General features: G+C 65.7%; 11 protein-coding genes. 9 read left to right on the forward strand and 2 right to left on the reverse strand.

Annotated features, from left to right (window positions below):
- Window positions 1–60 precede the first annotated feature (60 nt).
- Window positions 61–2,403 (reverse strand): penicillin acylase family protein, encoded by a 2,343-nt coding sequence (locus tag QMX83_RS15570; protein ID WP_282297549.1) that lies wholly within the window; start codon window positions 2,401–2,403, stop codon window positions 61–63.
- Window positions 2,404–2,562: 159 nt separating this feature from the next.
- Here QMX83_RS15570 and bfr point away from each other — a divergent pair, with 159 nt between their 5' ends.
- Complete coding sequence (gene bfr, locus QMX83_RS15575) at window positions 2,563–3,051, forward strand: bacterioferritin (RefSeq protein WP_282297550.1); 489 nt, start codon at window positions 2,563–2,565, stop codon at window positions 3,049–3,051.
- Window positions 3,052–3,167: 116 nt separating this feature from the next.
- Here bfr and parC read toward each other — a convergent pair whose 3' ends face one another.
- Window positions 3,168–5,411, reverse strand: a complete 2,244-nt coding sequence (gene parC, locus QMX83_RS15580; RefSeq protein ID WP_282297551.1) for a DNA topoisomerase IV subunit A — start codon at window positions 5,409–5,411, stop codon at window positions 3,168–3,170.
- 205 nt (window positions 5,412–5,616) lie between these two features.
- On the opposite strand from parC, the gene QMX83_RS15585 reads away from it, so the two are divergent.
- The 8 genes from QMX83_RS15585 to QMX83_RS15620 all read left to right on the forward strand — a co-directional run bounded on the left by QMX83_RS15585 (window position 5,617) and on the right by QMX83_RS15620 (window position 12,630).
- A complete protein-coding gene (locus QMX83_RS15585) occupies window positions 5,617–6,060 on the forward strand; it encodes a MarR family transcriptional regulator (protein WP_125359169.1) in 444 nt (147 codons plus the stop codon).
- A gap of 2 nt (window positions 6,061–6,062) precedes the next feature.
- Window positions 6,063–7,541: an efflux transporter outer membrane subunit gene (locus QMX83_RS15590; protein ID WP_282297552.1), complete on the forward strand. Its 1,479-nt coding sequence runs from the start codon at window positions 6,063–6,065 to the stop codon at window positions 7,539–7,541.
- Between the two features lie 10 nt (window positions 7,542–7,551).
- Window positions 7,552–8,733 carry a multidrug efflux MFS transporter periplasmic adaptor subunit EmrA gene (gene emrA, locus QMX83_RS15595; RefSeq protein WP_282297553.1) on the forward strand — a complete coding sequence of 394 codons (1,182 nt, stop codon included), beginning with the start codon at window positions 7,552–7,554 and terminating at the stop codon, window positions 8,731–8,733.
- A 10-nt stretch (window positions 8,734–8,743) separates the two neighbouring features.
- The gene (locus QMX83_RS15600; RefSeq protein WP_282297554.1) at window positions 8,744–10,321 is read left to right on the forward strand and encodes a DHA2 family efflux MFS transporter permease subunit; all 1,578 of its coding nucleotides are present in this window, start codon (window positions 8,744–8,746) and stop codon (window positions 10,319–10,321) included.
- A 279-nt stretch (window positions 10,322–10,600) separates the two neighbouring features.
- Complete coding sequence (locus QMX83_RS15605) at window positions 10,601–10,843, forward strand: hypothetical protein (RefSeq protein ID WP_282297555.1); 243 nt, start codon at window positions 10,601–10,603, stop codon at window positions 10,841–10,843.
- Between the two features lie 508 nt (window positions 10,844–11,351).
- Window positions 11,352–11,708, forward strand: a complete 357-nt coding sequence (locus QMX83_RS15610; RefSeq protein WP_282297556.1) for a hypothetical protein — start codon at window positions 11,352–11,354, stop codon at window positions 11,706–11,708.
- The gene (locus QMX83_RS15615; protein WP_282297557.1) at window positions 11,705–12,013 is read left to right on the forward strand and encodes a hypothetical protein; all 309 of its coding nucleotides are present in this window, start codon (window positions 11,705–11,707) and stop codon (window positions 12,011–12,013) included. The genes QMX83_RS15610 and QMX83_RS15615 overlap by 4 nt, the downstream gene beginning before the upstream one ends.
- 263 nt (window positions 12,014–12,276) lie before the next feature.
- Window positions 12,277–12,630: a HigA family addiction module antitoxin gene (locus tag QMX83_RS15620; RefSeq protein WP_282297558.1), complete on the forward strand. Its 354-nt coding sequence runs from the start codon at window positions 12,277–12,279 to the stop codon at window positions 12,628–12,630.
- Window positions 12,631–13,080: the final 450 nt, after the last annotated feature.

The raw sequence follows: 13,080 nt of genomic DNA on the forward strand, positions 1-13,080 counted from the left end.
GGCCGGCCCTCATGAACGCAGGCCGCAACACGTGGGCCGGCCAACGGCCGGCGCTACCGATCACTGTGGCTTCAATGTCAGGGTGTGCGTCGCCTTCCCCGGCAAAAACGGCGTCGGCTTGCCCTGCGCCCAATCCTCATGCCCGGCTCCCCAGAACGGCGACAGCGGATGCCCGCTCTGTCCGCCGGGCATGTGGATGATGCCGTCGGCCTCGTGGCCGGGCGACACCACCATGCGCTGCGACGCACCGAATGACGGCCCCTGTACGCGCGGCATGTTGTTGTCGCCGGGCAGCGGGTCGGCCGGCATGCACAGCCATCGGTGAGTGAAGGCGGGCAGGGCGCGGCTGACCGGGTGGCAGATCGCGGCGGTGTTGAGTTCGCCGTAGGTGCGTTTGCCCAGGTCCGGGCCGCGCTCGGCCAGTTCGCCCTCCAGCCCACGCGCCGCGTCGGCCAGCAGCGTGTCCCAGCTCGCATACGGCGGCGGCAGCAGATGCGCCGGACGCTCGCTCACCAGCGGCCACAGCACGCCTTCCAGCTGCGCCAGGCGGGGTTCCAGATAGTCATCGCCCAATGCGCTTTTGGCTGGTGCCAGCAGTCCATCGGCGACCGCCTCCAACACCTTGCCACGAAAGCCGCGGGTGATGCGGTAGCTGACCGAATCGACCGAGGCATGCCCCTCCCAGCTGCGGGTGGCTACTTCCAGTCGCTTCAGCGCCGGGTCGTCGCTGTGCGTCACCACATCACGCAGCAGGGTGTACCAGCGTTCGAGGAACACCGCGCGGTCATCCAGCTGGATCGCCAGCAGATCGCGCTCGCTGAAGCTTTCCCTGGCAAACAGGTCATCGCGGATCTGTCGGCCACGCGCGCCCAGGTCATAGCCGGCGTTGCCTGCGGCCTCCAGCGCCGAACCGTCGAGCACGCGGCCATTGGCGGTCCACAGCCGATGCGTGGGCGGGTCGATCAGCGACGGTGCTGCATCGCTGCGGATCGGCCAGGGTGGGCAGTCCGCCGGCGCGATGGCGCTGAAGCCGGTGGGCGGGCAGGACGGGGAGCGGTCCGGACGCGCGCCGAGCAGCCGCCACGCAATCCGGCCGTGGCTGTCAGCGAGCAGCAGATTCTGGGTCGGAATGCCGGAACGGTCGGCAATCGCCAGCGCCTGGTCGAGGTCGCCGGCGCGGGCCATCCCGGCAAAATCCAGGCGCACCGCACCGGGCAGTTGCGCGGTCCAACGCAGCGCGTCGCCGCTGCCGTCCGGGCGACGATGCAGGATCGGCCCCCAGTCGGTTTCGCGAACGGTGAAGGTAACGTCGGGCTGTCCGGCCACGCGGATGCGTTCGTTATGGATGCGGATGCCCGACGCATGCGCGGCCACCGGCTTGAAGTCGGCGGTATCGATGTAGCTGTTGGTGAAGCCCCAGGCCACATGCCCGTTGCTCCCGACGACGATGGCGGGCAGCCCCGGCAGCGAGAAGCCGCTCACGTCCACCTTTCCGCCGGCGGCCGCAGGGTCGGGGTAGCGCAGTCGCACCCGGAACCACAGGCTGGGCGCGCGCAGGCCCAGGTGCATGTCATCGGCCACGATGGCACGGCCATCCGCAGTCAGTGCACCGGCAACCGCGAAATTGTTGCTGCCTTTCACGTCCTGCTCCCGCATCGCAGCGGTGGATGCGGTAGGTGACGCCCGTTGGTCGTTACGCAGATCAACCTGGTCCGCTCCCGGCAACACCGCATTCCCCCGCGCTTCGCCGAACAACGGCGCATCCCACTCGCTGCCCTCATGCGCGAGCAACGCATACAGCGCCGGTGGCACCACCGCGCGGATGCGGGTCATCGCCAGCTCGGTCTGGTTGGCCGGATCCTGCAGATCGGCATACATCGCCAATCCAGTCAGCACCGAGTCGGTCGCGCTCCACTGCGCCGGTGCCTGGCGCAGCAGCAGGTACGGCCACGGCCGCACGCGCAGGCCGGCAACACCCGCATTGACCCCGGCCACGTAGGCGTCCAGTTCCGCTTGCTGGTCCCCAACGGCCACCGCCAGATGCGCATCGGTGCGTGCGCGCAGCCGGTGCACGCGCATGCGCTTGTCCACGTCGATGGCGGCCGGGCCGAACAGCTCGGCCAGCTCGCCCGCAGCGGCACGGCGCATCAGATCCATTTCGAAGTAGCGTTCCTGCGCATGCACCTGGCCCAGGGCGCGCATCGCGTCGGTGGAGGACGCCGCATCAATGGTGACCACGCCCAGCGCGTCGCGCTGCACGGTCACCGGAGCCTGCAGCCCAGCCAGCGTGCCCTCGCCATCCAGTGGGGCCAGGCTGCCGCGCAGCAGCCACCAGACCAAGGCAATCCCGACAACCGCAACCAGCAGCACCAAGCCCAGCACCCGCTTCAGCCAACGACGCATTCCGCGACTCCCCTCCGGTGGAAGGCCGATTGTAGGGGCTGTGGATGTCGCGTGAATGCAGGCCGGGCGGGCTGCGAGCGCAACTGCGACTGATTCTGATTAGATCACCGCCGGAAAAGATAGGGCACCATGCGCGCATCGATTCACAAGGAGCCCCCCATGAAAGGTCACCCGGACGTCATCGCCTGCCTGAAGGAACTGCTGCGCGGCGAGCTTGCAGCACGCGACCAGTACTTCATCCATTCGCGCCGCTACGAGGACCAGGGCCTGTTCGCGCTGTACGAACGCCTGAACCATGAGATGGAAGAGGAGACCCAGCACGCCGACGCGCTGCTGCGCCGCATCCTGTTCTTGGGCGGCAACCCGGACATGCGTCCGCACGCGTTCGAACCCGGCGAGACCGTGGAAGAGATGCTGCGCAAGGACCTGGACACCGAGTACAGCGTACGGAACAACCTGGCCGCCGGCATGAAGCTGTGCGAGCAGCACCAGGATTACGTGAGCCGCGACATGCTGCTGGTGCAGTTGAAGGACACCGAGGAAGACCACGCCTGGTGGCTGGAACAGCAGCTGAGCCTGATCAAGCGCATCGGCCTGGCCCTGTACCAGACCAGCAAGCTCGAAGCCAAGGGCACTGCCGCGCATTGATTTGTCTGTGTGCCGACCAACGGTCGGCACCTACCGTTTTCGGTCGCCAGCCAGCCAATGCCAGCCAGCCACCTACAAAAAAACCGGGGAAATCCCCGGTTTTTTTGTGGCCGCGATTACTCCACGCTCAACCCTTCCACCTTCTGCCAGCCACGCGGCAGCAGATGGCCACGCGTGGCACGCGCGCCCAGGTACGGTTCGAGATCCTTGAACGACAGGTTCATGGTCCGCGCACCGCTGTGCACCTGCAGGGTGTTGCCCGGGGCCACCGCGACCACCGCGACCACGCGCTCGGTGGCGAGCTTGGCCTTGGGGATCTCGATGATCTTGTTGCCCTTGCCCTTGTCCAGTTCCGGCAGTTCGCTGGCCGGAATCGCCAGCAGATTGCCCGAGCTGGTCACCGCCACGATGCGGTCGGTCTCGGGATTGGCCACCATCGAAGGCGTCAGCACCTTGGAGCCGGAGGTCAGGTTGAGCATTGCCTTGCCGGCCTTGTTGCGGCCGACCAGGTTCTCAAAGCGGGTCACGAAGCCGTAGCCGTGCGAGGACGCCAGCACGAAGCGGGTGTTGTTCTCGCCGCTGGCCAGGGTCATGAAGGCGCTGCCGGCGGCCGGCGAGAAGCGGCCGGTCAGCGGTTCGCCATTGCCACGTGCCGAGGGCAGGGTGTGGATCGCAGTGGAGTAGGCGCGACCTTCGCTGTCCAGGAACGCCACCTGCTGGGTGCTGCGCGCACGCACCGCGCCCAGCAGCGCGTCGCCTTCGCGGTAGTTCAGCGTGGACGGGTCCATGTCGTGGCCCTTGGCCGCACGGATCCAGCCCTTTTCCGACAGCACCACGGTCATCGGCTCGCTCGGCACCAGCTCGGTTTCGTCGATGGCCTGCGCTGCGCCACGCTGCACCAGCGGCGAACGGCGGGCATCGCCGAACTTCTTGGCGTCGGCCGTCAGTTCGTCGCGGATCAGCTTCTTCAGCTTGGCCTTGCTGTCCAGGATCGACTGGATCTTGTCGCGTTCCTTGGCCAGCTCGTCCTGCTCGCCGCGGATCTTCATTTCTTCCAGGCGTGCCAGCTGCTTCAGCTTGGTTTCCAGGATGTACTCAGCCTGGTCGTCGCTCAGCCCGAAGCGCGCGATCAGCGCCTTCTTCGGTTCGTCCTCGGTGCGGATGATGTGGATCACTTCATCCAGGTTGAGGAACGCCACCAGCAGGCCCTCCAACAGGTGCAGGCGACGCTCGACCTTCTCCAGGCGGTGGCTGAGGCGACGGGTCACGGTGGCCTGGCGGAACTGCAGCCATTCGGTGAGCAGCATCTTCAGGTTCTTCACCTGCGGACGCCCGTCCATCCCGATCACGTTCATGTTGACCCGGTAGCTGCGCTCCAGGTCGGTGGTGGCGAACAGGTGGCCCATCAGCTGTTCGGCATCGACACGGTTGGAGCGGGGCAGCAGCACCAGCCGCACCGGATTGGCGTGGTCGGATTCGTCGCGCAGGTCTTCCAGCCACGGCAGCTTCTTGGCGCGCATCTGCGCGGCGATCTGCTCGATCACCTTCGACGGCGAGACCTGGAAGGGCAGCGCGGTGACCACGATGTTGGTGCCTTCCTTGGTGAAGGTGGCACGCGCGCGCACGCTGCCGTTGCCGGTCTCGTACATCTGACGCAGGTCGGCCAGCGGGGTGATGATTTCCGCCGTGCTCGGGTAATCCGGGCCCTTCACGTGCTCGCACAGGTCGGCGATGCTCGCGTCCGGATCATCCAGCAGGTGCAGCAGCGCGCTGACGATCTCGTTGAGGTTGTGCGGCGGCACGTCGGTGGCCATGCCGACGGCGATGCCGGTGGTGCCGTTGAGCAGCAGGTGCGGCAGGCGCGCCGGCATCCAGGTCGGCTCTTCCAGGGTGCCGTCGAAGTTCGGCACCCAGTCGGTGGTGCCCTGGTTGATCTCACCCAGCAGTACTTCGGCGATCGGGGTCAGCTTGGATTCGGTGTAACGCATCGCCGCGAACGACTTCGGGTCGTCGCTGGAACCGAAGTTGCCCTGGCCCTCGATCAGCGGGTAGCGGTACGAGAACGGCTGTGCCATCAGCACCAGCGCTTCGTAGCAGGCGCTGTCACCGTGCGGGTGGTACTTACCGATGACGTCACCGACCGTACGGGCCGACTTCTTCGGCTTGGAGGCCGCGTTCAGCCCCAGCTCGCTCATCGAATAGATGATGCGCCGCTGCACCGGCTTGAGCCCGTCGCCGATGAACGGCAGGGCGCGGTCCAGCACCACGTACATCGAGTAATCCAGGTACGCCCGTTCCGCGTACTCGCGCAGGGGCAGCTGTTCAAAGCCGTGGAACACGGGTCGGGCTAGATCGGTCATGCGGGATTGTTACCTGTGGCAAAGGACGGCGACGGCTGTCGCCCTCGCAGGCGGTCGATTATCCGGATGCGGCAAGGGATGCCAAGCCATGTGAAGAAATCGGATCCCGTCATCACGCTGCTGAATGCAGTCAGAGTCCAATTGCTTCCAACTTATATATTTCCATTGAGAAATATATTTGATGGAAGTAAAGTGTGCACCCATGATGATCTGCCCCGAAACCACCCCGCCCAGCCTGGGTCTGCTGCTGCGCCAGGTCCGTGATGGACTGATGCGCCAGCTCGACATCTCGATGGCCGAGGAAAACCTGGACATCGGCTTCACCCACTACCTGGGGCTGAAGGTGCTGTCGTTCCGCGCGCCGTGCACCGCCAACGAGCTGGCCCAGGCGCTGGACCAGGTGCCGAGCGCGGTGACCCGCCTGCTGGACAAGCTGGAAGCCCTGGGCTGCGTGCGCCGTGAACCCCACGCGCAGGACCGGCGGGCGCTGCAGATCGTGCTGACCGACGAGGGCCGCGCGCTGTGGGCCCGGCTGAAGCTGCGCGGCGAAGCGACCATCAATGACGCCATGCGTGACCTGAGCGCTGATGAGCGCGCCCAGCTGCTTTCCCTGTTGACCCGTGTTCGCGATTCCCTGACGACGCCATGACCATGACTACTTCACGCACCTTCCGGCTGCAGCCGCTGCTGCCGGCCGCACTGGCGTTGGCGCTGGCCGCCTGCGCCAGCACCGGCGGCCTGCAACCGCAGGGCCAGCTGATCGACGCTGACCACCTGCAGACCCAGCGCACCCTGGCCGGGCAGGACCTGAGCCAGCCGGGCTGGCCGGCCACCGACTGGTGGCGCGCGCTGGGCGATCCCCAGCTCGACGCGCTGATCGCCGAAGGCCTGCAGCACAACCCGGGCCTGGACGCCGCCGACGCGCGCCTGCGCCAGGCGCGTTCGCAGATCGGCACCGCCCGTGCCGACCGCCTGCCCAGCCTGAATGCCTCGGCCGGCTACACAGGCGTGCGCCTGCCCGAATCGATGGTCGGCGACGAGATGGGCGGCAGTTATGCCGGCAGCGTGCAGGGCTATCTGAGTTTCAGCTACGGCATCGACCTGTGGGGCGGCAAGCGCGCCGCCTGGGAAGCCGCCGTGGACAGCGGCCACGCCGCCGAAGTGGATGCGCAGGCCGCGCGCCTGGACCTGTCGGCCGCGATTGCCGAAGCCTATGCGCAGCTCGGTTACGCCTGGCAGCTGCATGACGTGGCCAACGGTGAGCTGGAGCGCGCGCAGAAAACGCTGAAGCTGACCCAGCAGCGCCGCAGCGCGGGTATCGACAGCGACCTGCAGGTGCGCCAGGCCGAAACCCGCATTCCGGCCGCGCAGCAGCAGCTGCAGGCGGCGCAGCAGCAGATCGACGAGGCCCGCACCGCGCTCGCGGCCCTGGTCGGGCAGGGCCCGGACCGCGGCCTGCAGATCGAACGCCCGCAGCCGCTCAACCCGCTGGCGCTGCAGCTGCCTGGCGTGCTGCCGAGCGAACTGCTGGGCCGTCGCCCCGACATCGTTGCCGCGCGCTGGCGCGTCGAAGCGGCCGGCAAGGAGATCCATGCGGCCAAGGCGAAGTTCTATCCCAGCCTCAACCTCACCGCGCTGGGCGGGGTGGTCAACAGTGAAGTCGACCAGCTGCTCAAGAGCAGCTCCACCTTCGCCTTCCTGGGCCCGGCGCTGAGCCTGCCGATCTTCGACGGCGGTCGCCTGCGCGCCAACCTCGACAAGACCGACGCGCAGTACGACCTGGCCGTGGCCGACTACAACCAGTCGGTGGTCGGCGCGCTGCGCGAGGTTGCCGACCAGGTCAACGCGGTGCGTTCGCTGGCCGACCAGGCTGCGGCCCAGCAGCAGGCGCTGAACACCGCGCAGGCCGCACAGGACCTGGCCCAGCAGCGCTACCGCGCCGGCATTGGCAGCTACCTCGATGTGCTGGTGGTGGAAGAACAGCTGCTGGTCGCGCAGAAGCGCCTGGCCGAGCTGCAGTCCCGCCAGATTCTTGTTTCGGTGAAGTTGAGCCAGGCGCTGGGCGGTGGTTTCACCCCGTCCGGCGACACCGCCACGCTCGCCGCCCCCACTGATTCCACGCATTCCTGAGACATCCTTCATGAGCCAGACATCTGCTCCTGCTGCCGCACCGGCAGCTCCGTCCCGTCGCGGCAAGCTGCTGCGCGGCCTTGTGGTCATCGTGGTCCTGCTGTTGGCTGCGTTCGCCCTGTGGTACTTCATGTTCGGCCGCTGGTTTGAAGAAACCGACGACGCCTACGTGCAGGGCAACCAGGTGCAGATCACCCCGCTGGTGAGCGGCACCGTGGTGGCCATCAACGCCGACGACGGCATGCGCGTGGAGCGCGGCCAGCTGCTGGTGCAGCTGGACCCGGCCGACACCGAAGTGGCGCTGCAGCAGGCCGAGGCCAGCCTGGCCAAGACCGTGCGTGAAGTGCGGGGTCTGTACCGCAGCGTTGAAGGCGCGCAGGCGGAATTGAACGCCCGCAACGTCACCCTCAAGCGCGTGCGCGAAGACTTCGCCCGCCGCAAGGACCTGGCCGCCACCGGTGCGATCTCCAACGAAGAACTGGCACACGCCCGCGATGAGCTGGCTGCGGCTGAAGCCGCGGTGGCCGGTTCGCGCGAGACCTTCGAGCGCAGCCGCGCGCTGGTTGATGACACCGTGATCGCGACCCAGCCGGACGTGCAGGCCGCCGCCGCGCAGCTGCGTCAGGCGTACCTCAACAACGCCCGTGCTGGCATCGTCGCACCGGTCACCGGTTATGTGGCCCGTCGTTCGGTGCAGGTGGGCCAGCGCGTGCAGCCGGGCAACGCCTTGATGGCGGTGGTGCCGACCGAACAGATGTGGGTGGAAGCGAACTTCAAGGAAACCCAGCTGCGCCACATGCGCCTGGGCCAGGAAGTGGAGCTGAAGTCGGACCTGTACGGCGGCGACGTGCACTACACCGGCCGCATCGACAGCCTGGGCCTGGGCACCGGTTCGGCGTTCTCGCTGCTGCCGGCGCAGAACGCCAGCGGCAACTGGATCAAGATCGTGCAGCGCGTTCCGGTGCGCATCGTCATCGACGCCAAGCAGCTGGCCGAACATCCGCTGCGCATTGGTCTGTCGATGAAGGCGGAAGTGAGCCTGCGCGACCAGAAGGGCACGGTGCTGCCGACCGAAGCGGCCAAGGGCCAGGTGTTCGACACCGACGTGTACGCCAAGCAGCTGCACAGTGCTGACGACATGATCCACACCATCATCCAGGCCAACCTGCCGCAGCAGGCCAAGGCGAGCTGAGACCGAAACGATGTCCGCACAAGCTCCTACCGCGCCCGGTAATCCGGGCGCGCCGTCGGCGGCCGGTGCCTTCCGGCCGGCCAATGTCGCGCTGTGTACTGCCGGCCTGGCGATGGCCTCGTTCATGCAGGTGCTCGACACCACCATCGCCAATGTGTCGCTGCCGACCATTGCCGGCAACCTGGGGGCCAGCTCGCAGCAGGCGACCTGGGTGATCACCTCGTTTGCGGTGAGCACGGCGATCGCGCTGCCGCTGACGGGCTGGCTGAGCCGTCGCTTCGGCGAAACCAAGCTGTTCATCTGGGCGACGCTGTCGTTCGTGGTGGCGTCGCTGTTGTGTGGCCTGGCGCAGAGCATGGGCATGCTGGTGGTGTCGCGCGCGCTGCAGGGGTTCGTGGCGGGGCCGATGTACCCGATCACGCAGTCGCTGCTGGTGTCGATCTATCCACGTGAGAAGCGGGGACAGGCGCTGGCGCTGCTGGCGATGATCACGGTGGTGGCGCCGATCTGCGGCCCGATTCTGGGCGGCTGGATCACCGACAACTACAGCTGGGAATGGATCTTCCTGATCAACGTGCCGTTGGGTATCTTCGCGGCGCTGGTGGTGGGCAGCCAGTTGAAGGGCCGGCCGGAGCACATTGAAAAGCCGAAGATGGATTACATCGGCCTGATCACGCTGGTGATCGGCGTGGGTGCGCTGCAGCTGGTGCTGGACCTGGGCAACGACGAAGACTGGTTTGCCTCGCCGAAGATCGTGGTGCTGGCGTGTGTGGCGGTGGTGGCTCTGGCGGTATTCCTGATCTGGGAGCTGACGGACAAGGACCCGATCGTGGACCTGCGCTTGTTCCGGCACCGCAACTTCCGTGCGGGCACGCTGGCGATGGTGGTGGCGTACGCGGCGTTCTTCAGTGTGTCGCTGCTGATTCCGCAATGGCTGCAGCGTGACATGGGTTACACGGCGATTTGGGCGGGGTTGGCGACAGCACCGATCGGCATTCTGCCGGTGATCATGACGCCATTCGTGGGCAAGTACGCGTCGCGCTTCGACATGCGGATGATTGCGTCGTTCGCGTTCGTGTTCCTGTCGTTCACGAGCTTCCTGCGCTCAAACTTCAACCTGCAGGTGGACTTCACCCACGTGGCGGGGGTGCAGCTGATCATGGGCGTGGGCGTGGCGCTGTTCTTCATGCCGGTGCTGCAGATTCTGCTCTCGGACCTGGACGGCCGTGAGATCGCGGCAGGCTCGGGCCTGGCAACGTTCCTGCGTACGCTGGGCGGCAGCTTCGCGGCGTCGCTGACGACGTGGCTGTGGGCGCACCGCACGCAGGAGCACCACGCGCACCTGACGGAGCACATTTCGGTGTACACGCCGGGCATGCAGGAACAGGTAGCGGCAATGGGGCAGGGCGACCTGCAACATGGTGCAGCGGCGTTGAACAACATGATCAACCACCAGGCATCGCAGATGGGCTTCAACGACATCTTCTTCCTGCTGGGCTGGGTGTTCCTGGCGATCATCGCGTTCCTGTGGCTGGCCAAGCCGCCGTTCGGTGCGGGTGCCGGTGCTGCTTCTGCCGGCGGCCACTGATTCTCGTGCGACTCTGATCGGCATTCGACGGACTACGTATCGCCGGGCGCTGCCCGGCTGCTGTTGGTTTTGGGCGAACAACCCTCGGTTCACTGCATCCCTGGGTTGGCGGCTCGGGATGGGCGTTCCGGGGGACGCTGCAAGTACGTCCATGTAAGCTCGGTCGCCGCATCCATGCGGCTCACGCCCCCTCCAGCCCACCCCAATCCGCCACGACAGTGCGTCGGTGGCCGTGGGAAATCAAAACCCCTGTATCGCCTATCCACTTGCCCCATCGGGATGCTGCGCATCACCGGGATGCTGGGCATCACCGGAATGCTGGGCTTCACTGGGATGTTGGGCATCACTGGGATGTTGGGCATCACTGGGATGTTGGGCACCACTGGAATCCTGGGCTTCACTGGGATGCTGGGCATCACTGGAATGCTGGGCTTCACTGGGATGGTGGGGATCACTGGAACCCTGGGCTTGATGCAAATGGTCGGAGAAATGGTGGGATCGGTCGACAGACGATCGCCGTGAAACGACCAACATTCTTTAACGCATGAATCCCTGATCGAAACGCGCTCCCCGCATCATCCCCAATGACGCACGCGGCCCAAAACCGCTGCCGGTTCCAACACCGCCTGCCTCAAAATTCCCACACACGTCACAAATCCAAACATCGCCCCGCACGCAATCCCCGCACACCTGCATCACCCACCTCTCTACTCCCACAAGCCTCTCGCAAAACCACTGCGCTAATTGCGTCGCACCATTTGCCCGCGCGTCAAAAACCCGCCACGATGTTGCCGCAAATGCCTATTTTTATCGGCATTTGTTTCCTGCAGGGTAGGCCCCGGAGCGTAGAATCTCCGATAGATAGAGAAGGTTGTCCTGCGTGGGAACGTACGTCCTGCGTCGGGAGGGTGGCTAATACAACACCCCCGCAAGGGGGGAATACGCCCGCCGTTTCTTCTCTATCTTCACGGTTCTAACCTCCCGACCCCTTGCCATTCCGGCAGGGGTCGCACTCTGCAGGAGGTTTGCCATGCAACCGCAATGGTCGGACGTACCCGAAGATCAGTTCAACAACGCTGCACCCGCGCATCGCTGCGCCACATGTGGTGCCACCCCACCCACACCCCCGCCGTTCTTCGACGATGACATCGGTGGTGCGGAGCACCTGATGATGCGCGGCAGCTGGCTGCGCTACATGGGGCTGGGGAAGGGCACGTGGTTCAAGATCGAGTTCGACGGCAGGCGCATCATCTCCACGCCGGTCTACCCGCCGGGCTTCCGCGTGCTGCACATGCCGACGGAACTGCTGCGCGAGGTGCATTACACGCAGGTGCGCGAGTACCGCCATCACCCTCGGCCGCGCCCCCGGCGGAGGACACGCCGATGAGAAAGCCGGTCTGGGTAAAGGCACGAGTGGAAGATGATCTGCGCTGTCGCTTCAAAGGCGCGGTGATGGAGCAGCACTACGCACCGGCAGAAGCAATTCGCTTGTTCATGGAGCGGGTCGTGCAGCTCAGCGAGAACCCGAATCGGGTGGACCTCACGCTGTGGAGCAACGTGATTCGCGATGCCTCCGACGACGTGGCACATGAGATGTGCATCGGCCTGCCCGAACCGCCGTACGGTGAAGAAGACGAAGTACAGCGAGCGCGCCGGGAAGGCTGGGCCAGCCCGGGCTTCGGCCGCGACTGAAGTGATCCTGTAGGGACGCGCTACGCGCGTCGCCATGAACCCAACACGGTCGCAATGCCCGCTCTCGTAAGCGCCCGACCGTAAAGAGGAGAATCCAATGAAGTCCCAAACACCCCTGCGCACTGCGCGGGCAGGGCACCTGCGTGCCCGGCTTGAGCCACGGCGTCGACGCAGTTGCATCCGTTTCGCTGGGATGAATCCGGCGGCGTTCGTTCACCGATGCCACGGGTGGCGTGACCCGAACTACACCCGGGGGAATACTCATGCTGCGCAGTGAAGAGATACCACCGTTGCATCCAGGCGAAATACTGCGCGATGACTTCATGCGCCCGAACCGCCTTTCCATTCGGGCATTGGCCTGCGCGCTGCATGTGTCCAGTACGCGCATCGCCAGCATCGTGAGAGGCACCGGAGCGATCACCGCTGACACCGCGCTTCGCCTGGCCTGTTACTTCGACACCTCTCCGTGGTTCTGGATGAACCTGCAGGTGCGTTTTGATCTGGAAATGGCCGAGCAGCGGATCCCGCACTCAGTGGGGCGCATTGATCCTTTGCCGACGTTTCTTGAGCGGGATGCAACATCAGCGCCGGAGTCGAAGGAGTGGGGTGAATGGTGATGGAGCGCGTCACCGTTCAAAGGTCATGCGTTACCGGTCGTGGATGATTTCACTGCCGTCGTCTGTCGACCGACGCTACCGGTCCCCGCCATGGCGATGATGTCGGGGCATCCGGCAATTTGCCATTCATCCCGGTGGTGTAGGCGTAGCCGGCAATGCCGAAGGTAGGGTCGCACGACAGTCGACCGCCGATAGCGGTCATCAGTGCGGTAGGGCATGACCCGCAACGAAGAAGCGTGTCACCGTTCAAAGGTCATGCGTTATCGGTCGCGGATGATTTCGCGGCCGTCGTCTGTCGACCGACGCTACCGGTCCCCGCCATTGCGATGATGTCGGGGCATCCGGCAATTTGCCATTCATCCCGGTGGTGTAGGCGTAGCCGGCAATGCCGAAGGTAGGGTCGCACGACAGTCGACCGCCGATAGCGGTCATCAGTGCGGTAGGGCATGA

Origin of the sequence: Stenotrophomonas sp. PS02289 (assembly GCF_029960115.1) — a bacterium.
Classification (GTDB): Bacteria; Pseudomonadota; Gammaproteobacteria; order Xanthomonadales; family Xanthomonadaceae; genus Stenotrophomonas.

Bases quoted from the DNA above. Each gene is read 5' to 3' on its own strand.
- QMX83_RS15570 (WP_282297549.1), bottom strand. From the start codon at position 2,403: ATGCGTCGTTGGCTGAAGCGGGTGCTGGGCTTGGTGCTGCTGGTTGCG.
- bfr (WP_282297550.1), top strand. From the start codon at position 2,563: ATGAAAGGTCACCCGGACGTCATCGCCTGCCTGAAGGAACTGCTGCGC.
- parC (WP_282297551.1), bottom strand. From the start codon at position 5,411: ATGACCGATCTAGCCCGACCCGTGTTCCACGGCTTTGAACAGCTGCCC.
- QMX83_RS15585 (WP_125359169.1), top strand. From the start codon at position 5,617: ATGATCTGCCCCGAAACCACCCCGCCCAGCCTGGGTCTGCTGCTGCGC.
- QMX83_RS15590 (WP_282297552.1), top strand. From the start codon at position 6,063: ATGACTACTTCACGCACCTTCCGGCTGCAGCCGCTGCTGCCGGCCGCA.
- emrA (WP_282297553.1), top strand. From the start codon at position 7,552: ATGAGCCAGACATCTGCTCCTGCTGCCGCACCGGCAGCTCCGTCCCGT.
- QMX83_RS15600 (WP_282297554.1), top strand. From the start codon at position 8,744: ATGTCCGCACAAGCTCCTACCGCGCCCGGTAATCCGGGCGCGCCGTCG.
- QMX83_RS15605 (WP_282297555.1), top strand. From the start codon at position 10,601: ATGCTGCGCATCACCGGGATGCTGGGCATCACCGGAATGCTGGGCTTC.
- QMX83_RS15610 (WP_282297556.1), top strand. From the start codon at position 11,352: ATGCAACCGCAATGGTCGGACGTACCCGAAGATCAGTTCAACAACGCT.
- QMX83_RS15615 (WP_282297557.1), top strand. From the start codon at position 11,705: ATGAGAAAGCCGGTCTGGGTAAAGGCACGAGTGGAAGATGATCTGCGC.
- QMX83_RS15620 (WP_282297558.1), top strand. From the start codon at position 12,277: ATGCTGCGCAGTGAAGAGATACCACCGTTGCATCCAGGCGAAATACTG.